Genomic DNA, 20,398 nt, shown 5'->3' with positions numbered 1-20,398 from the left:
ATAAAAATAAGACTGTATAACGAGACTAACTTTTAAAATGTGATAAAATAATGCTAATATTCGAACATTTAATTGAATGGAGGCGTCTATAATGAATCCTTTCGAGTTTCATTTACCCACAAGCATAAAACTTGGTGTTGGGAGTTTTCAAAAAACTTCACAGTATTTCTTAGAGTCCATCAAAGGTAAAAAAGTTTTTATTGTTACAGATCCTGGTATTGAGAGAATTGGGCTCGTCAATCAGCTTGATTCTTCACTTAAGGAAGATGGATTATCAACCTATACCTTTAATAAGGTTCAACCAAACCCAAGAGATTATGATTGTATTCAAGGTGGGTTCGAGGCACGTGATTTCAATGCAGATTGTATTATTGCTTTAGGAGGAGGCTCTGTTATCGATGCCGCGAAGGCAATAGCAGTTTTACAGGTGTTAGGTGGTAGCCCTCAAGATTATGCCGGCAGAAATAACATACCATCTGCTGTAACACCACTTATTGCAATCCCTACGACAGCTGGAACAGGAGCAGAGGTGACTCGTTCATCAGTCATCACTGATACAAAAAAGAAAACAAAGCTTACTATTAAAGACGTTAAAATAGCTCCAGCACTCGCAATCATTGATCCAGAACTTACATACAACCTCCCTGCGCCCTTAACTGCTTCAACCGGTATGGATGCACTGGTACATGCAATTGAAGCTTTTACTTGTAAGCTCTCTAATCCTATTGCAGATGGTCTTGCATTACAAGCCATGAAATTCATCTATCCGAACTTACGTAAGACATATACTGACGGCAAAAATAAACAAGCACGAGAACAATTAATGATTGGATCAACCATTGCGGGAATGGCTTTTTCACATGCTGATGTAGCATCTGTCCATTGCATGGCTGAAGCGATTGGTGGATTATATGATACTCCACACGGTGTTGCTAATAGCATGTTTTTACCATATGTCCTAGAATTTAACGCACAAGCAAATCTGACCAAACATGCAACAATCGCGAGGACAATTGGTGTTGCAACTGAAACACAATCAGATGTAGATGCAACAATCAATCTCGTAGAAGCTATGAAGAATCTTGCTAACGAGCTCTCTATCCCAAATTTTTCATCTTTAGCTAATGTAAATCCTTCTGATTTTGATTATTTAGCTCAATCCTCTTTTCTTAATGGATCGACACCAAGTAATGCTAGAGAGATTACGAAGAAAGATTATTTTGAGTTATTCCAAAGTGCTTATAAAGGACCTGTCTCCTTATAAAATAGCAGGAAAAAACATTCACTTTATCACCAAGTGAATGTTTTTCTATTTATCCCCCTCACCCTCCCTACCAAGCAATAGGCATATCTATAGGACGAGTTTCATAAATAATCTATATATCTCTATATTGGAGGAAATTCTATGAAGTTACTACTACCTGTTTCACTGGTTGTGATTGTTACCTTAGTTATAACCGCACTATCTCTCTCACCTTCACCTTTAACTGAAAAGCCAGATGTATCAATTGAAGAACAAACTGAAAACAAATACCTTTCCTTTCAAGCTCTTAATAGTAAAAAATTAGAAAATGATGATCTCGAATTATTCCAGACATTGAAAAACAATATCCAAATTTCAAATCAAGTGATGAACGAGTTGGATTTCCTTTTAAACGAATATGCAACAAGTGATTCTTTAGATGGTGCAATGGAAGCGATGGAAATTGCTTATGAAGAAAGTGTTGTACTCGTTCGTGATATTCAAACACGTTTTGACCCGAATGATCCTACCCTTCTAGAACTTAAAGAAAGGTATACAACAATCATGACCCATTATATCGAAGGATTAAGCAATCAATTAACGGCAATTGAAAGCGGAGATATAGAGAAAATGAATCACTCATTGAACGTAGCAAAACAATCAAAACAAGAAATATTGCTTTTAGTCTCTGTATTGGAAAAAAAGTCAAATTAAACATTCACCCATCTCTTTCATCTGAATATCATACGATGAGAATTTATTCATTCTCATATTAGATGAAAGGTAGGTCCTATTATGTTTTATCACATTAAAGAGTTGCAGTACAAAGCAAAGCCTGAACGTCCAGACCCAATCTTTGCTAGACAACTACAAGAGATTTTAGGAGGGCAATTTGGAGAAATCTCCGTTGCACTACAATACTTATTTCAAGGTTGGAATACTCGTGGAGATGGAAAATATAAAGACTTGTTAATGGATACGGGTGCTGAGGAATTAGCGCATATTGAAATGCTAGCCACAATGATTGCACGCTTATTAGACGGTGCACCAGTTGGAGATTTAGAAGTTGCTGCAAAGGATCCTGTTATTGGAGCGATCTTAGGTGGAATGAATCCTCAGCATGCGATTGTGTCAGGTTTAGGCGCAATGCCAGCCGACAGTGTTGGAAATAAATGGTCAGCAGATTATATTATTGCAAGTGGGAACCTATTGGCTGATTTCCGTGCAAATTTAAATTCAGAATCCCAAGGGAGACTTCAAGCAGTAAGGCTCTATGAAGCAACAACTGACCGTGGTGTGAAAGACATGTTATCATGGCTAATTGCGAGAGATACCATGCATCAAAATCAATGGTTAGCAGCTATTTATGAATTAGAATGCAAAGAAAATGTCGTTGTTCCAAGTACATTCCCTCGTGAACTTGAAAAGAGAGAAGTCTCTCATGTACTATTTAATTATTCAAGAGGAAACGAGAGTGCTACTGGGCGCTGGGCTAATGGACCAAGTATTGATGGAGAAGGTGTATTCCAATATGTTGAGAATCCTCAACCATTTGGAAAAAAACCAATCTTAAAACCTGCACCACCATATATACATGATACATTACCAGCTGTTCTTCGCGATCAAGAAATACCACCTAGCTTGAAATAAACAAGAAAAAAGCAGATTCCCTTTAGGGCGGGAATCTGCTTTTTTCTTAATTATTTTTATTTATCACTAGCTCATTATACAAGTTACGCAATACCGCTGCTTTATAGCTTTCAAGCTTTCTTCTACCTACTGGGTGGTAGGAGTATCCATTTGACTTCAATTGTTGTACATACCAACCTTTTGATCCTACATGTGCCATTTATCATTCTCCTCTACCTTTTATTTTTATTATCTATATTCAGGTAGACAAGCTTTTATTACCTTATTGAGGAATTCAATTATCACTATAAGTCACTCCACATGTACATCGTTTGTTCCCAAAAAACATAGAATAGGCTACAGGAAATTCCTGATTAACTCTCTGTACTTCTTTTGCGAACTGATGTTTATCCACAGGAACTCTTTTTAACGAATCTGCCTTATCTTGTGTATCAATGTGAGCTCCTGGAGGTACAAAGGAATACGGTTCTATAGTAACTCCATTTGATACACTAGAATAAGCTGAAATATAAGAACCTTCACCCACAATTGCGTCAAAAATAATGGAGTTAAATCCAACAAAAACTCTATCACCTATAAAACAAGGACCGTGAATTAGTGAACCATGGGTACATGAAACCTCTTCACCGATATAGATTGAGTACTTTTTTTGATGGATCTCGATTTGTTTATTCTTAAGTCCATGCAAAGTGACTCCATCCTGGAGGTTAGTATTTTTACCGATTCTAAAAGGGCTTCCCTCATCAGCTCTAATGCTAACAAAAGGTCCGATATAGACATTCGAATATACCGTTACGTTTCCTATAACTAAACAAAAAGGACTAAGTGTTGCCGTTTTTGATATTCGGGGAAACATGATTGCTTGGTTGAAGGATGTATAAGGGTTTGCTCCAATATAATAAGTATAAGCATTGTATGGTATATATTGACCTTTCATCAATTAAGATCCTCCTTTCACATCATAATTAACTTTATTCATCTGGATCTCTGATATGAATGAATCTCCCATCCCCACTTTACCATCTTTAAGTCCACATACTTTTTAGCTTTCGAATCATACTAAAACAGAAGTCTTAAAAATGGAGTTGATCCTATGGGAAGAGTTAAAAAAGGAAATCCAAATGCACAACGTAACAACAATGTAAAAGAGGGTAATCGTACGAGTGAAGAACTTGTCGAATTCGCTTCTTACACCGAGTTCAAGGCAGAAAAGCAAAACAAAGATAAATAAAATGAAGAAATTAATGCCAAGGTGTCTAGCCTTGGCGTTTCAGAGTATTGACAAAGTATAATTTGTAAAACCCAGGCTGATTGAAAACGCTTGAAGTCGAGGCGCGAACCCTTGGGAGGAGCGGAGTTACCATGAGGGTAATGAGCACCGAGCGAGGGTTCGCAACGAAGAATGCGAGCGTTTGTCAACAGCCTGTAATGCCAAGGTGTCTAGCCTTGGCGTTTTTTGTATTAAATAGGCACTTACATATTTTCTGATATTCTGACATATTACCTCATTTTCATGAATAGAATAAATTTCGCGAAACTTTTACTACTGCTTTTACGTCTATTATTATGAATACCTACCAGAGGTGGAAAAAAATGAGGTATGCATTCTTATATGCAAATCAACTTGCTGATCAACTAATGCTCACGGTCACTGATTTCGTTCTAAATAAGACCATCACATTTACAATCGATGAATTACAAAAGAATAATCTAAGTGAAAGTTTAAAAACATTCATACTAACAAATCCGGACATGATGAAGTTTTTTTGAACTTAAAGACTTAAAAATGCCTGGTACCATTTGGTGCCAGGCATTTTTAAGTTCTCTTCTTTATAATTCTTCTAATTCTGTCACCGCTACAGAGCTCTTTTCATCCTCTTTGCCTCTCATATGTACTGTACATGTATGACCTTGCTCATCGCAACCATCTATCCATACTGATTGTCCATGATAATGCACAGTGATATCCTCTGGTGACGATAGTATTTGCTTGGCACGCTTAATATCCATTTTTTCCCCTCCTTAATTTCAACATATACTCAAACTTTAGTTTCTTATTTTGTCAGCCATTTTATGCAAATCTTTTTATTAATTGCACACACTACTAACACGGTTATGATGAAAAGGAGTGACAATATGAAATTATCAGCAGAAGAAAAGAAAACACTAAGTTCGGCTATTGATAAACTAAATGAAGGATTAGATGAAATCATTGCTTTATATAATGAAGCAGAAGAAGATCGACCATTCATTCAATTTGAACCAGTTGTAATGGAATCAATCGAGAAAGCAAAAGAAACATTTGGAGAAGAGGAAATATCTCGTCGTATAAATACGATTATTAAAGAGGTATTTTCCTTTTTACCAACAACAGAAAAATCTACGGAAGAATCAGAATGAAAACAACGAGCCTTATCGCAAATTTCTTACGTTGGCCTATTATTTTACGTATTTTAATGATTATCATCTTAGTTACTTTTTTATTTGGTTCAATGATTCACCTAATAGAACCGTACAACTTCCCTACCATTTTTGATGGGATATGGTGGGCAATTGTGACAACATCTACAGTCGGATTTGGTGATTTTGTGCCTACATCAATAACTGGACGTGCTGTTGCTATTTTATTAATTTTAGTGGGAACAGGTTTTGTAACCATCTATTTTGTCACTTTATCAACTGCTGCTGTGACAAATCAAAATGCTTATATTGAGGGAAAAATCTCTTATCATGGTAATCAACATATTATTATTATAGGTTGGAACGAAAGAGTGAAAGAGACGATTAGTCAAATTAAGGAAATTGATCCTCAAATGGACATCATTTTAATTGATGAAACACTTGAAACAAACCCTTTTCCTTCCAATCATTTCCACTTCATTAGAGGGAAACCTTTTAATGACGAAGTTTTAATAAAAGCTAAAGCAGAAGAAGCATCAACGATCTTAATCACCTCAGATCAAAGCAAGGATGAAGTTCAAGCAGATATGTCTGCTGTCCTTACCTTATTAGCTGTTAAAGGTATTAATCCTCACATATACAGTATCATCGAAATCCTTACTTTTAACCAAGTAAAAAATGCAGAACGAGCTGGAGCTGATGAGATCATTCAAACGAATAAACTGACTAGCTCAGTCATGATTAATAGTTTAGTTTCTCATGGCATGTCAAATGCATTATCACAAATGCTCGATCAATTAAGAGGAAGTAAATTAACCTATTTAGAAATTACCTTTGACCTAGTCGGAAAGACATTTGGTGAATGCAGTCGTCTTTTATTACAAGAAAAGAAGTTATTAATTGGAATTAAAAGGGGAGGACAAACGATGGTTAACCCTGATTTCAATATAGAAATTGAAAAACAAGATAAATTATTAGTGATTAAAGATTGACCACAACTTAAATACAAAATAACCCTTCATCTATAAATTGAAGGGTTATTTTAAACTATTTTATACAAACTTATGATTACTCTATTAGAACTGCTTCAAGTTCTCCCACAAGAGCCTTTCCTAAATCAATATACTTCTCTGGAAATGAGGCATCAGGATCTTCTGGCTCTTGGAATTGATCAATTGTTGCTGACAAACCATCCATATCTGTTTGAACATGGTCTTCTAAACCTATTTGGTATTTGTGTGATAAAAGAAAAGGTCGTCCTAGATTAACCGTTACACCGTGAGAATCAAGCTGTCCATCAACTGCTTCAAATGGTACTCGTAAAAATTGATATCCAACTTCGTCATCAATCTTATAATCAAAATAACCATGGTCATAATCCCAATTACCACCGATATTATACCCTAATGGTTTTAGGACTTGTTCTAGTTGATATAACTGTGAAGTCAATCCTTCAATTTTTGAAGGTAGTGGAATCATGTGGATAACCCCCTTTAAAAGTATCTATTATTAGGTTATCCAATTATAAATAATAAATTTATAAAAAAGTTGTACAAATGCAAAAGGATCCTGTCACATGACAGAATCCTTTTGCACATCTTATTTCAAACGAGCTTCAAGCTCTGCTTTCTTTTCTTCAAAACCAGGCTTACCAAGAAGTGCGAACATGTTAACCTTGTATGCTTCAACTCCTGGTTGATCAAATGGATTAACACCCAATAGATAACCACTCATTGCACAAGCCTTCTCAAAGAAGTATACCAAATAGCCAAATGTGTATTCGTTCATCTCTGGTAAGTTAACAATTAAGTTAGGTACTCCGCCATCAGTATGTGCTAACATTGTTCCTTCAAACGCCTTCTTATTTACAAAGTCTACTGATTGACCTGCTAAGTAATTCAAGCCATCTAGATCATTTGCTTCTTCTTCAATCGTTAATTCATGTCGTGATTTTGCAACATGGAGAACTGTTTCAAATATGTCACGACGTCCCTCTTGAACGTATTGCCCAAGTGAGTGAAGGTCTGTAGAGAAGTTCGCTGATGAAGGATAGATCCCCTTTTGATCTTTCCCTTCACTTTCGCCAAATAACTGTTTCCACCACTCAGAAAAGTATTGTAGTCCTGGCTCATAATTGATTAACATCTCAATTGTTTTACCTTTGTTGTAAAGAAGATTACGAACAGCAGCATATTGATATGCTGGATTATCTTCTAATTCTGATTTAGAGAAATCCTTACTTGCATCAGCAGCACCTTCCATAATTGCTGCAATGTCTACACCACTAGCTGCAATTGGTAATAAACCTACTGCTGTTAATACAGAAAAGCGTCCACCAACATCATCTGGTATGATAAATGACTCATACCCCTCTTCTGTTGCAAGTGTTTTCAATGCACCACGCGCTTTGTCAGTTGTTGCGTAAATTCGCGCCTTAGCAGCTTCTTTACCATATTTCTCTTCAAGCATTTTACGGAAGATACGGAAAGCAAGTGCTGGCTCAGTAGTTGTACCAGATTTTGAAATGACATTAATTGAGAAGTCTTTTCCCTCTAAAACATCCACTAAATCTTTCATATATGTAGAGCTAATGTTATTACCTACAAAAATCACCTGAGGTGTTTTGCGTTGCTCCTTAGATAATGAATTGTAAAAAGAATGATTTAACATTTCAATCGCAGCTCTTGCACCTAAATAAGAACCACCAATACCTACTACAAGTAAGACATCAGAATCAGATTTAATTTTTTCTGCGCTTTTCACAATACGGCTAAACTCTTCTTTATCATATTGTGTTGGTAAGTCAATCCAACCTAAGAAATCGCTTCCTGCACCTGTGCCTTCATGAAGAGAATGATGTGCGACTTTAACTGCATCACGTAAATATGTAATTTCATGTTCACCAAAGAATGTAAGTGCTTTTGTATAGTCAAACGTTACATGTGTCATCTGTTTATAGCCTCCAAACTTTAAAATTTTCACTACTAGTTTCACTTTATCGAATCATGTCCATGAAATCAAGAACAGCACACGCATGTAAGCGTAATCAGTTGTAAATTTTTCATGAACCTTTTTATTTCCGCCTAACCTACCTATAAAATAGACAATTGAAAGTAAGAAGCTACCTTAATGTTTTTTACAAAAAAGTAGCTTCTTTGGAACAGATTATAATGCTGCTGTTAATATTTGCATAACATCATTTTTGCCTAACTTATTAAAAGTACCAAATTCACCGAAGACAACCGTTTTATCTGCCATTACATCTACTTGGTCATCACTAATATCGTAATCTGCTAACCGTTCTGGAGCACCAATACTGTTCCAAAATTGACGGAGTTTAACAATTCCTTCTAGGGCAATTTCCTGATCGGTTTTACCAGAAGATTGAACATCAAATACCCGCTCGGCTAATTGCTTAAATCGCTTAACATTTACATTCAAATTATATGCCATCCAATGAGGGAAAATAATCGCTAACCCGCCACCGTGTGGAATATCATAAACAGCAGAAACCGCATGCTCAATGTTATGAGTTGCCCAGTCACCACGATACCCCATATTGACCATTCCGTTTAATGCCATTGTTCCGCAATAAAGAATCGTTTCTCGAAGCTCATAGTTCTCTAAATCCTCAACCAATTTAGGACCCGCTTCCATGACCGTACGTAAAATAGATTCACACCATCGATCTTGCAAAGGTGTATTATCCACATTATGGAAGTAATGTTCAAGTACATGGGACATCATATCTACAATTCCATAAATCGTTTGGTCTTTTGGAACGCTAAACGTATGTACAGGATCTAATATTGAAAATTTAGGGAATGTTACAGGGCTTCCCCATCCATACTTTTCATTTGTTTCCCAGTTAGTGATAACAGATCCTGAATTCATCTCAGAACCAGTTGCAGCCAAAGTTAATACTGTACCAAATGGTAATGCTTCTTTAGCAACAGCCTTACGCGTCATAAAATCCCAAACATCTCCATCATATTTTGCACCTGCTGCAATTGCTTTCGTACAGTCAATAACACTTCCACCACCAACAGCAAGGAGAACATCAATCTGTTCTTTCTTACAAATATCTATACCTTTTCTAACTGTTGATAAACGAGGGTTAGGTTCAACACCTGAAATCTCGAACACTTCAGCCCCAATTTCGTTCAAAAGCGATAAAACATTATCATAAATACCATTGCGTTTTATACTACCGCCACCATAAACGATTAATACCTTGTTACCATATTGAGGTAATTCAGTTTTAATCTGCTCTAGTTGGCCTTTACCAAAAATTAATTTTGTTGGATTATAAAATGTAAAATTTTCCATGATATATCCCTCCTATAAAATTGATTATGAGCGTTCAAAAAATGTTTGTAAAGTAATTCACTTTTAAATTTTCACCATGTATATTTTTCATACTTTTACTAATTCTATACATGTAGGTATTTTTTCTAAAGGAGGATGTTTATGAGTACAATTCAACGTATAGCACTTGTTCTTACTATAATTGGAGCAATCAATTGGGGACTTATTGGATTCTTCCAATTTGACTTAGTTGCTGCTATCTTTGGTGGCCAAACATCTGCTTTATCTAGAATTATTTATGGTATAGTTGGTATTGCTGGGTTAATCAACCTTGGCTTATTGTTTAAACCATCTCCAGAAGCAGCAACAAACACAGAACCTAGACCAACGAGGTAAAATAGACGTCTAGTTTAAAAAATAAAAAGAGGCCAATATTATGTTGGCCTCTTTTTACTGATTTATTTTTTTATTAGATCTTTACGATCTGATTGTTCAATCCACTCTTCTAACTTTTCTTTTAAAGTATTGAAACCTTGTGGTGTTTCAGCAGTTTCAAATTTGGCCGCAGGAGCTGGACGCTTCTTAGGTTTTGATTGCTTAGGCTCTTCTTTCTTTTCTGGAGCTTCTTGTGTAGCACGAATAGAAAGACCGATTTTCCCAGCTGCTTCGTCAATCGATAAAATCTTAACACTTACCTCATCACCTAATGTAAGATGCTCATTAACATCTTTCACATAACCATGAGTAATTTCTGAGATATGAACTAATCCTTGTGTTGATTCATCTAATGCAACGAATGCTCCATAAGGTTGAATTCCTGTAACTTTTCCTTGAACAATACTACCAACTTCGAATTTTTCTGACATGTAAACACTCCTAGATCTTTATTTATATACATTCTTTTATACGCAATTTTAAATTATATCATAGTTCATTGATATAATCAAAATTTTCTACTGGCACTCTTATGATTAGCCTATTTTATTACAATTATTTAATACTCTTTCTCCTACTTTGCATTTTAAATCATTTTATAATCTTATCTTACTAATCACATTCAATAATGTGCCAAGAAGATCGTTTGAATGACAAGAAATTGTCATGATTTAAGGGAGTGAACGAGTCTTATAAATGGTAAAATATAGTAAAGAAGAGTATCTTATTTTGCCATAAGGGGTTGATGTTTAATGAACAACTTTGGGGAAAAAGTTAAATCTTTAAGAGAATTAAAACAAATGAATCAGCAGGAGCTTGCTATAAAAGTAAGAGTAGGACCTGGAACCATTGAGAAATATGAAGCTGGTTTAAAAGTTCCTGATATTCAAATGATTTTAAAATTATCAACTGTTTTAGACGTACCTGCTACTGAGTTATTACCAATCACTGAACAACCTGGTGGTTCGAATGAGTTGGAGATTCTACATTTAACTCAAAAAGTAGGTGTTACTAAGTCAGAACTAATTTTAAGCAAGATTGTCGATCTATCCGATGAAGAATTTTCTCAGTTATTAGAATGGATTCAAGAATTAGAGAAAAATAAAACGGTTCATTAAAAATATAAATCAGAAGGTTTAAATCTAAAAAATTATGGCTACTATAATAAAAGGCTTTCTAGTATTCCCCCCCCTTTTTTGTTAATAGGCTGTCTCCTCGTGTTGCTTTATCAGCATCATGAAGAGGACAGCCCTTTTTTTACTTTCGTTTTTCCATAAATCTTCCCATTCTTTTTATTGCTTCTTGTAACTGCTCAATCGAAGATGCGTAAGAACATCTGACATATCCTTCTCCACTTTCACCAAACACATTCCCTGGAACCACTGCTACTTTTTCCTCTAGAAGTAGATTCTCAGCAAACTCTTCAGAAGTCATGCCAGTATTCTCTATTGAGGGAAATGCGTAAAAAGCACCACCAGGCGTATAACAAGGTAAACCAATTTCAGTTAGAGAGTTAACAAAGAAGTTTCTTCTTTGACGATAGCTTTTTTTCATTGCTTCTACATCTTGCATTCCACCCCGAAGAGCTTCAATCGCTGCATGCTGGGCCATTGTCGGAGCACACATCATTGTATACTGATGAATCTTTAACATCGCTTGAAGGATTTCTCCTGGTCCACATACGAACCCAAGTCTCCAGCCTGTCATTGCAAAACCTTTTGAAAAACCAGAAATTAAAATGGTTTGATCAAACATTTTCTCAATGCTTGCAAAACTAGTATAGGGCTGATCATATGATAATTCAGCATAAATTTCATCTGAGATAACGAGTAAATTATATTTTTCTACAATATGGCTAATCTCAACCAATTCTTCCTTTGATAATACACTTCCTGTTGGATTGTTAGGTGAACAAATTAGGATCGCTTTCGTTTTATCTGTGATAACATGCTCAATTTGCTCAGGTCTTAATTTAAACTCATCTTTACTATTTGTATGGATTGGTACCGGAACTCCTCCTGCTAATGTAACAATAGGAGCATACGAAACAAACGTAGGCTCCACAATGATAATTTCATCACCAGGATTAATGATTGCACGTAGTGCCAAGTCTAACGCTTGGCTTGCACCAACCGTCACAAGTATTTCGGATTCAGGGGAATATTCCACTGAAAATGAACGTTTTAAATAATTTGATATTTCCCTTCTTAATTCAATTAACCCTGCATTGGCAGTGTAAGATGTATACCCTTGCTCTAACGATAAAATACAAGCTTCTCGAACAGCCCATGATGTGACAAAGTCAGGCTCTCCTACACCTAAAGAGATTACACCTTCCATATTAGCGGCTAAATCAAAAAACCTTCTTATCCCAGAAGGCTTGAGATCAGAAACTGTTTTTGATAAATATTGGGTTTGCTTAATACTCATGGAGACACCACAATGCGTTTATCTTCTTCACCATGATCAAAGATCGTACCATCGTGCTTATATTTCTTTAATACAAAATGTGTGGTGGTTGATAGCACAGAATCAAGAGTTGATAACTTATCAGAAACAAAATTACCTACTTCTGACATTGATTTGCCTTCAATTACAACAGATAAATCATATGCTCCAGACATTAGATATACTGATTTAACTTCAGGATATCTGTAAATTCTCTCAGCGATTGCATCAAAACCAACCCCTCGCTTCGGTGCAACTTTCACATCAATCATTGCCGTAACACCTTCATGCCCATCAACTTTTCTCCAATTGATGATAGAATTATATTCAACAATTACATTAAGTTCCTCGAACTTTCGAATAATAGCCTCTACTTCTTGCTCGCTTTTATTTACCATTTTTGCTATGGTTTCCATAGATATTCGGCTATCCTTCTCAATTAACCCTAATATCTCTACTTCAACTTCATTAAATGTCATGCTGTTACCTCCTTTTTTCTAAAAAACAGGGAATTTTCTCATAATTATAACAAAAAACTGTCCTCAAGTCCGTTTTATTCATTGTTTTTATCATCTTTTATTACGCATGAATAATTTCCCATTTAGGCGGAGAAATTAAAGCATATTCTTTTTAGATGGAGTCGATTTTATGATTAACAACAAGGCAACCGAACAAACAATGACCATTTCCGGAATCAACATCCATTATGAGTATTATAAAAATAGTTCTGATAAACCCACTCTAGTATTAATACATGGTTTTTTATCATCTACTTTTAGTTTTCGGCGGCTAATCCCATTATTAGCAGACCATTTCTCAGTCATAGCGATTGATTTCCCTCCATTTGGAAAAAGTGGAAAATCAAAAACGTTTACTTACTCTTATCATAATATCGCAAAAACGTTTCTGCTATTCCTTAAAGAGCTTAACATTAAAAATGTCATTTTAGTCGGCCATTCAATGGGAGGCCAATTATCATTACAAATGGCAAAGCAACATCCTACAATTGTAGATAAAATCATTTTATTATGCAGCTCCGCTTATTCAAAACCTGTAAAGAAGTCTATCATTTATTCTTCATATTTACCGTTTTTTCATCATTATGTAAAGTTTTGGTTAGCTAGAAGAGGAGTCATCAATAATCTATTAAATGTTGTATACAACAAGTCCCTGATTGATGAAGAAATGATCAAAGGCTATAGTTCACCTTTTACAAATAATGAAATATTTGTAGGCTTAACCAAATTTATTCGTGATCGCGAAGAAGAATTAAGCTCAACTGAACTAAAACGAATAGCTACTCCATGCCTACTCATTTGGGGTAAACACGACAAAGTAGTACCCGTCCATATTGGCAAAAGATTACACAATGATCTACCTAATTCAAGATTTGTTGTATTCGATGAAACAGGACATCTCGTCCCAGAGGAAAAGCCTGAGGACGTTTATAGACAGATCTTACAGTTTTTAAATTAGGCTCACTTCCGTAAACTATGTTGCTATTTGACTAGGTTAGGTTGATTTGCAGTCCAGGTATGTGCTTTCCGCGGGGCAGGTGATGAGCCTCCTCATCGCCAAGCTCCTGTGGGGTCTCATCCTTCCTGCGCATCCCGCAGGAGTCACATACCTTCCGTTCCAATCAACGAGCTCTACCACATTAAATAAGTCTTCTAATAAAACAGAGGCATTCCATTTTAATTTCCTTTCATTAGAAAGGAGATTATTTGGAATGGCCTCTTGTTATACAATAAAGCAAATAACCGTTATAAATCACAAGAACTACTATTTTTAATCACTAATAATTCTTTGGCCATTTTCTCACACGTATTTAAAGGGATTATCTCCTCAAACGAGAATTCATATATAGCCTGAATTTTTCTTGCAAGTTGGGATATATCATTTACTACATGAACTGCTTGAAGAACATCCACAATTTCAGTTTCATAAGAATCAACTCCATAGCCTAGTGGATCCCAACTTTGCAATTTATCCATCAGTTTTAGATTCATATTTTGCATTTCCACAGATATCACCTTATTAACCGTTTTTTCGAGCTATATTAGCATATCATATCTTATAGGAGGGGTAAATTTGTATCAACCGTCATTTCATAACGTAATTGAACGAAGAGGAACAAACTCAGCTAAATGGGATTTAACAGAAAAATTATTTGGTGACTCAGAAGTATTACCAATGTGGGTAGCAGATATGGACTTCATGGCACCTGAGCCAGTCTTATCTGCTATTAAAGATCGATTAGATCATGGGATTTTTGGTTATAACGTCATACCACAATCACTTCCTGATTCCATCTGTGGCTGGCTAAAAAAAAGACATGGATGGGAGATTAACAATCAATGGGTAACCTATAGCCCTGGGGTTGTAACAGCAATGGCCATGGCCATAAGTGCATTTACAAATCCGGGAGATAAAATTCTAACACTCACACCTGTTTATCAACCATTTTTCCACGTAGTTGAACGAAACGGTCGTCAGCTGGTAACAATCGAAAATAAGCTAATAGACAACCACTATGAAATCGACTTTGAGCAATTGGAACAGGTGCTTACACCTGACATTAAAATGTTTCTCCTATGTAATCCTCATAATCCAGGGGGGACAGTCTGGAGTAAGAAAGATTTGCAAAGACTTGGGGAATTATGTGTAACAAATGGGACTTTATTATTATCTGATGATATTCATTCCGATATTCTTGTAGGGAGTACTCCTTATACTCCAGTTGCATCAATTTCGGAGGAAATTAGTCAGCAAACAATCACTTTTATTGCTCCTACTAAAACATTTAATCTAGCTGGACTTCAAGCATCTGCCGTTATTATTCCAAATCGCCGGTTAAAAGTTAAATTTGACCATCATCAGATAAACCAAGGTTTATTTGGCCTCAATACATTTGGAATGGTTGGTATGGAAGCTGCTTATTTACACGGTGAAGAATGGCTTGAAAATTTCTTAGCGTATATAAAAGAAAACATCAGCCGGTTGAAGGAATTTTTAGAGAGCGAATTACCCTCAATTAACATGATTGAACCTGATGCTACATATTTAGTGTGGTTAGATTGTCGTAAACTAGGTTTGTCAGATAAAGAGCTAGCTAAAGCTTTAATGCAAAAGGGAAAAATAGGGTTGGAGCCTGGGCCTAAATATGGACCGGGTGGAGAAGGATTTGTTAGAATTAATTTAGGATGTCCTAGAGAGACATTAGAGGAAGGTTTAATAAGACTTAAGAGGGCTTTTCAATAAATTTGTCTGATCCAAGTTCTAGAGTACACCTCACTCTTGGATCAGGTATTCAATTACTCTTCATTTTTCAACTTTTCCTCGAGCTCTTTTGCTTTTTCTTGCTCTTTTCTAGAATGTAGAATGAAAAAACGCATCGTTAAAATAGCACCAATCAAAAAAACCATACTTGATATAGCAGCAGGTAAGTACTCTGACTTATCTGCTGGAAAGTATAAGAAAAGCGATAATACATTTAATAAACTCAACACAATCATCCCTTTATTAAATAATCTTGGTCTAGTATACCATTTTAGATTTTTAATTAGCTAGTTATAATAGGGGATTTTATCATTAGGTACTTTTCTAAAAGATTGTTGTTTTAAGACTTATTTAATGTATAGAGCTCGTTGATTGGAACGGAAGGTATGTGACTCCTGCGGGATGCGCAGGAAGGATGAGACCCCACAGGAGCTTGGCGACGATAGGTTCATCCCTGCACCAAGGAAAGCACATACCTGGAGTGCAGATCAACCTAACCAGGTCAAATAGCAACATAGGTTGCAAAAAGAGCCTAACATTATAAAAGGAGTATGAGAAAATGTCGAGTGAACAATTAAACATAGGTGAGATTGTGACAGGAATCTATAAAACTGGAAAATACATTGGTGAAATAACAGCTGTCCGCCCACAACATTATTTAGTTAAGGTTAAATCTGTAGTAAAGCATCCTATGCAGGGCGACTTACACCAACCAAAGGATGCAGATGTCCCCTTCTTTCATGAAAGAAGAGCATTGGCATTGAATGAACAAACAAACATTCCAAAAGCCATGGTGAAAAAGTATGAAGGTGAAGTCACTCCATACGAACAATCCCTTCGTCATGCTATTGACTCTCTAAAAGATGAATTAAAACCTGCATCTACCCCATGGGAAAAACGTTCACTTGAAACGATAGAGATCCTTGAATCTGATTATTTTAAGATTTAACAGATAAAGGCTGTCTATGTGGAGATTACTCATCACACAGTCAGCCTGAGTTTCTTAATAGACTCTTTTGGCTCCTACATAATATTGAGACCAATATGAGTGGTCTAGTGAATATACTGCAATACCCTTTGATGACGTTGCAGATATAAACTGATTGTTTCCAACATAAAAACCAACATGTGATATCTCTCCTGGTCTATTTACAGCATAAAAAACTAAATCTCCTGGTTGCAAATTCGCACGAGAAACCGCAGTTCCCATTTGATAATATCCACTTGAAGTCGTTCTCGAAATGTCAATTCCGTGTTTTGAATGCATAAATGAAATAAAACCAGAACAATCAAAGCCTGCAGGAGTTGTCCCACCCCAGAGATATGGAACACCAATATAATTAAAAGAATCCCGAACAAGTTCTTGATTAATTTCCTGCTTTGATTTTGTTTGTTCAGTTGTTGTCGTCCCTTGTGTCCCAACTACCTTCAAGGTTTGTCCAATATAGATCGTATCTCCATTTAAATGATTTAGAGCCTTTAAATCGGATATTGTCATATTGAATTTCCTTGCAATAGCAGATAACGAATCTCCTGCTTGTACATTATAAAGTTGACTGGAAGGATTTTCAGCTTGAGGCTGTGTTGTCTGATTAGACGAACTCGCAACCTTAAGTGTTTGTCCAATAAAAATAGTATCTGACGTTAATCCATTCAGCCTTTTTAATTCAGTTACAGTTGTTTCATACTTTCTTGCAATTGCTGATAACGAATCTCCTGCCTGAACAATATATGATGATCCTATTTCTGGTGATGGACTAGGGGGTGTTGAGTTTCCTTTAACTAAAAGAATCTGTGATGGACGAATAAGATCCGATGTTAAGTTATTTAATATTTTTATTTCGGTTACGGTCATATTAAATTGCCTTGCAATAGCCGACAAAGTATCTCCACTTTTAACTGTATATGTAGCAGGAGATTGTTCCGTAATTGTGTTAGAGACGTTTAGTACCTGTCCGATATAAATCATGTCACCTGTTACATTGTTAAGTTGCTTTAGTTGTGTAGTGGTCATACTATGATTTTTGGCAATGCTCCATAACGTGTCACCTTGTTGCACCTGATAGGTTTTATTATTTTCTATAATAGATGGTTCTGTAGAAGCCTCTGCTTTCTTCGCCGGTTCAGCTACAAAGGTAACAGTTGCTACAACAAATGTTCCCATCATAATCTTAACAATTGAAGGATTAAAATACGGAACCTTTTCTACTATATATTGCTTTATACTCTCATTTAAGTGCTGTTTTTTACTATTATTATGATAACCAAGTTCGGTCGAGAATTCAGTTAACTTTGGGTCTAAGTGTAATACAATTGTATTTTCATCTTGTATTTCATGGCCTACAAACATAAGATCCCTCCTTTGTTTTAGACTTTCCTACGAATCCTATTTTTATGAAAGCTGGAGTCTTATGTAAGTAAGTTATACATAATGAGAGCTTCTTACATTATTCTTTTTGAATGGATTTTTTCACAAACAAAAATAAAGCGAGATCAAATCACTCTTAAAGTGATTTAATTCGCTTTATAATGCAAACTTATTTAAGACTTTAGAAAGATCAATTCGATCCCCTATAGTCGTAGGTTCTGGTTTAGCTAGATAGCGTTTATCTTTTTCAACTAGCTTAAAAATATTATATGTTGTTAATGCGTCATCAAGTGCACAGTGGTGTTTCCCTGTTCCTTCCTTGCCATACTCTTGGACAGCCTTCCAAAGACCTGTTTGGTTTTGGTCTCCAAAGAAACGTTTGTATTCCATTGATAAATCTACTTTACTCCCTTTGAATGGGAAGGGGATATTATGTTTCAAACAGTTAGCTCTTAATACTTTCATGTCCATGTTTCCCCATGTAACAATTGTGCTTTCCTTCGTGGTATCAGCTTCATTTAGATATTCTACCAAATCTACAAAACTCATACCTTGATCAACTTGGGATTGTGTGATACCTAAGAAGGATTTGCACCTTGAAGTTAACATTGGATAATAGCTTGGTTTTACATACGAGGAAAAAGTATGATTAATTGATTGGTTACTAACTGAAACTAGCCCTACCTCAATAATTTCAGGGAAAAACCCTTGTGGAGTCGTCTTATTTTCAGGCATTGAAAATTCAAAATCAATAAAAAGATATTGGTTATATTCAACCATTCGCCTTCCCCCTTCCTAGAAATAACACCATATATCTAAGAGTTACGAACATTATAAGTAACTATCATTATAACACGATAAGTACCATTATTTGTGTCTTTTTCAGAATATATTTAAAAATCCACTTACTTCAGATCAGTATGTTTTTGCCTCCGAGGTTTCCTGATCATGATAAGGTCTTTCAATAATCGAAATATTATTTTATACTATTATTTAGACAGACGAAATAATAGTACAGGAAGGTGTAAGTATTAGAAATCGAAATCTACTGATTATGTGGTTTGCAAATTTTTTTGTTGCTGCAAGTGCAACGATGATTCTCCCATTCCTGTCTCTCTATATCGAGACTTTTGGTGACTTTTCTTCTGATTATGTTCAACGCTGGGCAGGATTTGTTTTTGGAATTACTTTCTTAACTGCATTTTTTGTATCACCCTTATGGGGGAGATTCGGAGATAAGTACGGTTATAAGAAAATATTAATGATAACTGGCTTTGGAATTGCCATAAGTATTTTTCTTATGGGGTATGTTTCATCAGTTTCTCAATTATTCTTTCTCCGTTTATTTATGGGAGTTGTTACTGGTTTTATCCCAACCTCATTAGCTTTAATCTCTGCACAAACACCGAAGGAATCTGCTGGAAAAGTACTTGGCACACTACAAATGGGAACAGTATCTGGTGGTTTACTTGGTCCATTAATCGGAGGAGCATTTGCTGATTCAGTGGGCTTTCAATATACGTTTTTTCTTACTTCTATTGTTATTACACTTGCTACACTTCTTGTCACCTTCGGAATAAAGGAAATTCGCAAACAAGAAACCGAAGAGACGAAAAAATTCACTCGAAAACAAGTGCTCGCTCATATTTTTCATCATCCAGTATTATTATCCATCATGATGATATCGGTTATCATACAAGCGGCAAACTTCAGTGTTCAGCCATTATTAGCATTGTATGTAAGCGAACTAACCGAGGCTGTAAATTTGGCATTCTTAGCTGGGTTAGCCTTTTCAGCAACAGGCTTTGGCAATATGCTCGCTACAAGACAATGGGGTAAGCTAGGAGATAAAATTGGGCATGAGAAGGTTATTTTTATTTTATTAATCTTAGCTGGAATTATGTTTATTCCTCAAGCATTTGCCAGTTCATTGTTGCAACTAGTGATCTTCCGTTTCATCTTTGGAATTGCCATTGGTGGCCTTATCCCCTGTATGACAGCTTATATTAGACAGGTTGCCCCACTTTCAGTCCAAGGAGAGGTTCTCGGCTATAATGTTAGTTTTCGCTATTTAGGAAATGTCATTGGTCCCACAATGGGTGGAATATTGAGTGGTTTTTTTGGAATTTCAACCGTCTTTCTAATTACAAGCTGTTTATTTTTCTTAAGTGCAGTTATTTTGTGGCTAAGTATCCACCGCTCCTCTGAAGAAGTTGATATAGGAATGGATGTACAAAAAGGATGATAAATAATCATCCTTTTTGTAT

At 35.7% G+C, this 20,398-nt stretch carries 26 protein-coding genes; 13 read left to right on the top strand and 13 right to left on the bottom strand.

The genetic code is table 11. The features are described 5' to 3' along the window. Positions 1-91 precede the first annotated feature (91 nt). The 3 genes from BLQ56_RS21585 (at position 92) to BLQ56_RS21575 (ending at position 2,893) form a co-directional block, all read left to right on the top strand. Positions 92-1,264, top strand: coding sequence for an iron-containing alcohol dehydrogenase (locus BLQ56_RS21585; RefSeq protein WP_175490420.1), 1,173 nt, complete (start codon positions 92-94; stop codon positions 1,262-1,264). Positions 1,265-1,405: 141 nt separating this feature from the next. Beyond that, positions 1,406-1,957: a hypothetical protein gene (locus tag BLQ56_RS21580; RefSeq protein ID WP_090859455.1), complete on the top strand. Its 552-nt coding sequence runs from the start codon at positions 1,406-1,408 to the stop codon at positions 1,955-1,957. An 81-nt stretch (positions 1,958-2,038) separates the two neighbouring features. After that, on the top strand, positions 2,039-2,893 hold the full coding sequence (locus BLQ56_RS21575; RefSeq protein ID WP_090859453.1) for a manganese catalase: 855 nt from the start codon (positions 2,039-2,041) through the stop codon (positions 2,891-2,893). 46 nt (positions 2,894-2,939) lie between these two features. On the opposite strand, the gene BLQ56_RS21570 is transcribed toward BLQ56_RS21575, so the two are convergent. Both BLQ56_RS21570 and BLQ56_RS21565 read right to left on the bottom strand, forming a co-directional pair. Next, the gene (locus BLQ56_RS21570; protein WP_090859451.1) at positions 2,940-3,092 is read right to left on the bottom strand and encodes a YflJ family protein; all 153 of its coding nucleotides are present in this window, start codon (positions 3,090-3,092) and stop codon (positions 2,940-2,942) included. 75 nt (positions 3,093-3,167) lie between these two features. Next, positions 3,168-3,830 carry an LbetaH domain-containing protein gene (locus BLQ56_RS21565; protein WP_090859449.1) on the bottom strand — a complete coding sequence of 221 codons (663 nt, stop codon included), beginning with the start codon at positions 3,828-3,830 and terminating at the stop codon, positions 3,168-3,170. Between the two features lie 156 nt (positions 3,831-3,986). On the opposite strand from BLQ56_RS21565, the gene BLQ56_RS23700 reads away from it, so the two are divergent. Both BLQ56_RS23700 and BLQ56_RS23695 read left to right on the top strand, forming a co-directional pair. Then, entirely contained in the window at positions 3,987-4,124 is a 138-nt protein-coding gene (locus BLQ56_RS23700) for a hypothetical protein (RefSeq protein ID WP_175490419.1), read from the top strand. Between the two features lie 362 nt (positions 4,125-4,486). Next, on the top strand, positions 4,487-4,663 hold the full coding sequence (locus tag BLQ56_RS23695) for a hypothetical protein (protein WP_175490418.1): 177 nt from the start codon (positions 4,487-4,489) through the stop codon (positions 4,661-4,663). A gap of 60 nt (positions 4,664-4,723) precedes the next feature. On the opposite strand, the gene BLQ56_RS21560 is transcribed toward BLQ56_RS23695, so the two are convergent. Beyond that, positions 4,724-4,903 carry an H-type small acid-soluble spore protein gene (locus BLQ56_RS21560; protein WP_090859447.1) on the bottom strand — a complete coding sequence of 60 codons (180 nt, stop codon included), beginning with the start codon at positions 4,901-4,903 and terminating at the stop codon, positions 4,724-4,726. 126 nt (positions 4,904-5,029) lie between these two features. Here BLQ56_RS21560 and BLQ56_RS21555 point away from each other — a divergent pair, with 126 nt between their 5' ends. Together BLQ56_RS21555 and BLQ56_RS21550 are read left to right on the top strand one after the other, a co-directional pair. After that, complete coding sequence (locus BLQ56_RS21555; RefSeq protein ID WP_090859445.1) at positions 5,030-5,293, top strand: atypical membrane-integrating protein (Mistic protein); 264 nt, start codon at positions 5,030-5,032, stop codon at positions 5,291-5,293. Beyond that, a complete protein-coding gene (locus BLQ56_RS21550; protein WP_090859442.1) occupies positions 5,290-6,285 on the top strand; it encodes a potassium channel family protein in 996 nt (331 codons plus the stop codon). Before BLQ56_RS21555 ends, BLQ56_RS21550 begins: the two co-directional genes overlap by 4 nt. 76 nt (positions 6,286-6,361) lie before the next feature. Here BLQ56_RS21550 and BLQ56_RS21545 read toward each other — a convergent pair whose 3' ends face one another. From BLQ56_RS21545 to BLQ56_RS21535, 3 genes are all read right to left on the bottom strand, one after another. Beyond that, positions 6,362-6,772 carry a YugN-like family protein gene (locus BLQ56_RS21545; RefSeq protein WP_090859440.1) on the bottom strand — a complete coding sequence of 137 codons (411 nt, stop codon included), beginning with the start codon at positions 6,770-6,772 and terminating at the stop codon, positions 6,362-6,364. Between the two features lie 120 nt (positions 6,773-6,892). Beyond that, positions 6,893-8,242 carry a glucose-6-phosphate isomerase gene (locus tag BLQ56_RS21540; RefSeq protein WP_090859439.1) on the bottom strand — a complete coding sequence of 450 codons (1,350 nt, stop codon included), beginning with the start codon at positions 8,240-8,242 and terminating at the stop codon, positions 6,893-6,895. A gap of 216 nt (positions 8,243-8,458) precedes the next feature. Beyond that, complete coding sequence (locus BLQ56_RS21535) at positions 8,459-9,622, bottom strand: iron-containing alcohol dehydrogenase (protein WP_090859437.1); 1,164 nt, start codon at positions 9,620-9,622, stop codon at positions 8,459-8,461. 141 nt (positions 9,623-9,763) lie between these two features. On the opposite strand from BLQ56_RS21535, the gene BLQ56_RS21530 reads away from it, so the two are divergent. Next, positions 9,764-9,997: a DUF378 domain-containing protein gene (locus tag BLQ56_RS21530; RefSeq protein ID WP_090859435.1), complete on the top strand. Its 234-nt coding sequence runs from the start codon at positions 9,764-9,766 to the stop codon at positions 9,995-9,997. 62 nt (positions 9,998-10,059) lie between these two features. Here BLQ56_RS21530 and yugI read toward each other — a convergent pair whose 3' ends face one another. Continuing rightward, complete coding sequence (yugI, locus tag BLQ56_RS21525; RefSeq protein WP_090859433.1) at positions 10,060-10,467, bottom strand: S1 domain-containing post-transcriptional regulator GSP13; 408 nt, start codon at positions 10,465-10,467, stop codon at positions 10,060-10,062. 321 nt (positions 10,468-10,788) lie between these two features. Here yugI and BLQ56_RS21520 point away from each other — a divergent pair, with 321 nt between their 5' ends. Further along, positions 10,789-11,154, top strand: a complete 366-nt coding sequence (locus BLQ56_RS21520) for a helix-turn-helix domain-containing protein (RefSeq protein WP_090859431.1) — start codon at positions 10,789-10,791, stop codon at positions 11,152-11,154. A gap of 139 nt (positions 11,155-11,293) precedes the next feature. On the opposite strand, the gene BLQ56_RS21515 is transcribed toward BLQ56_RS21520, so the two are convergent. Together BLQ56_RS21515 and BLQ56_RS21510 are read right to left on the bottom strand one after the other, a co-directional pair. Then, the gene (locus BLQ56_RS21515; RefSeq protein ID WP_090859429.1) at positions 11,294-12,466 is read right to left on the bottom strand and encodes an aminotransferase; all 1,173 of its coding nucleotides are present in this window, start codon (positions 12,464-12,466) and stop codon (positions 11,294-11,296) included. Next, positions 12,463-12,963, bottom strand: coding sequence for an Lrp/AsnC family transcriptional regulator (locus BLQ56_RS21510; protein ID WP_090859427.1), 501 nt, complete (start codon positions 12,961-12,963; stop codon positions 12,463-12,465). Before BLQ56_RS21510 ends, BLQ56_RS21515 begins: the two co-directional genes overlap by 4 nt. A gap of 172 nt (positions 12,964-13,135) precedes the next feature. Between BLQ56_RS21510 and BLQ56_RS21505 the strand changes: the two genes are divergently transcribed. After that, positions 13,136-13,960 carry an alpha/beta fold hydrolase gene (locus BLQ56_RS21505; RefSeq protein WP_386756500.1) on the top strand — a complete coding sequence of 275 codons (825 nt, stop codon included), beginning with the start codon at positions 13,136-13,138 and terminating at the stop codon, positions 13,958-13,960. Between the two features lie 287 nt (positions 13,961-14,247). On the opposite strand, the gene BLQ56_RS21500 is transcribed toward BLQ56_RS21505, so the two are convergent. Next, positions 14,248-14,493 carry a DUF1871 family protein gene (locus BLQ56_RS21500; RefSeq protein WP_090859487.1) on the bottom strand — a complete coding sequence of 82 codons (246 nt, stop codon included), beginning with the start codon at positions 14,491-14,493 and terminating at the stop codon, positions 14,248-14,250. Positions 14,494-14,575: 82 nt separating this feature from the next. Here BLQ56_RS21500 and BLQ56_RS21495 point away from each other — a divergent pair, with 82 nt between their 5' ends. Continuing rightward, the gene (locus tag BLQ56_RS21495; RefSeq protein ID WP_090859423.1) at positions 14,576-15,745 is read left to right on the top strand and encodes a MalY/PatB family protein; all 1,170 of its coding nucleotides are present in this window, start codon (positions 14,576-14,578) and stop codon (positions 15,743-15,745) included. 53 nt (positions 15,746-15,798) lie between these two features. On the opposite strand, the gene BLQ56_RS21490 is transcribed toward BLQ56_RS21495, so the two are convergent. After that, positions 15,799-15,999: a hypothetical protein gene (locus BLQ56_RS21490; RefSeq protein WP_090859422.1), complete on the bottom strand. Its 201-nt coding sequence runs from the start codon at positions 15,997-15,999 to the stop codon at positions 15,799-15,801. Positions 16,000-16,322: 323 nt separating this feature from the next. Here BLQ56_RS21490 and kapB point away from each other — a divergent pair, with 323 nt between their 5' ends. Further along, positions 16,323-16,712 (top strand): kinase-associated lipoprotein KapB, encoded by a 390-nt coding sequence (gene kapB, locus BLQ56_RS21485; protein ID WP_090859419.1) that lies wholly within the window; start codon positions 16,323-16,325, stop codon positions 16,710-16,712. A gap of 54 nt (positions 16,713-16,766) precedes the next feature. Here the strand turns inward: kapB and BLQ56_RS21480 are convergent, their stop codons facing one another. After that, complete coding sequence (locus BLQ56_RS21480; RefSeq protein ID WP_090859418.1) at positions 16,767-18,113, bottom strand: C40 family peptidase; 1,347 nt, start codon at positions 18,111-18,113, stop codon at positions 16,767-16,769. 174 nt (positions 18,114-18,287) lie between these two features. Further along, entirely contained in the window at positions 18,288-18,911 is a 624-nt protein-coding gene (gene kapD, locus BLQ56_RS21475; RefSeq protein ID WP_090859416.1) for a 3'-5' exonuclease KapD, read from the bottom strand. 274 nt (positions 18,912-19,185) lie between these two features. Here kapD and BLQ56_RS21470 point away from each other — a divergent pair, with 274 nt between their 5' ends. Continuing rightward, a complete protein-coding gene (locus tag BLQ56_RS21470) occupies positions 19,186-20,376 on the top strand; it encodes an MFS transporter (protein WP_090859414.1) in 1,191 nt (396 codons plus the stop codon). Positions 20,377-20,398: the final 22 nt, after the last annotated feature.

The sequence above is a fragment of the Litchfieldia salsa genome (assembly GCF_900104555.1).
GTDB classification, from domain to species: Bacteria; Bacillota; Bacilli; order Bacillales; family Bacillaceae_L; genus Litchfieldia; species Litchfieldia salsa.
Note: the sequence above shows the minus strand (reverse complement) of the source record. Positions and strands in the feature narration are given on the sequence as shown.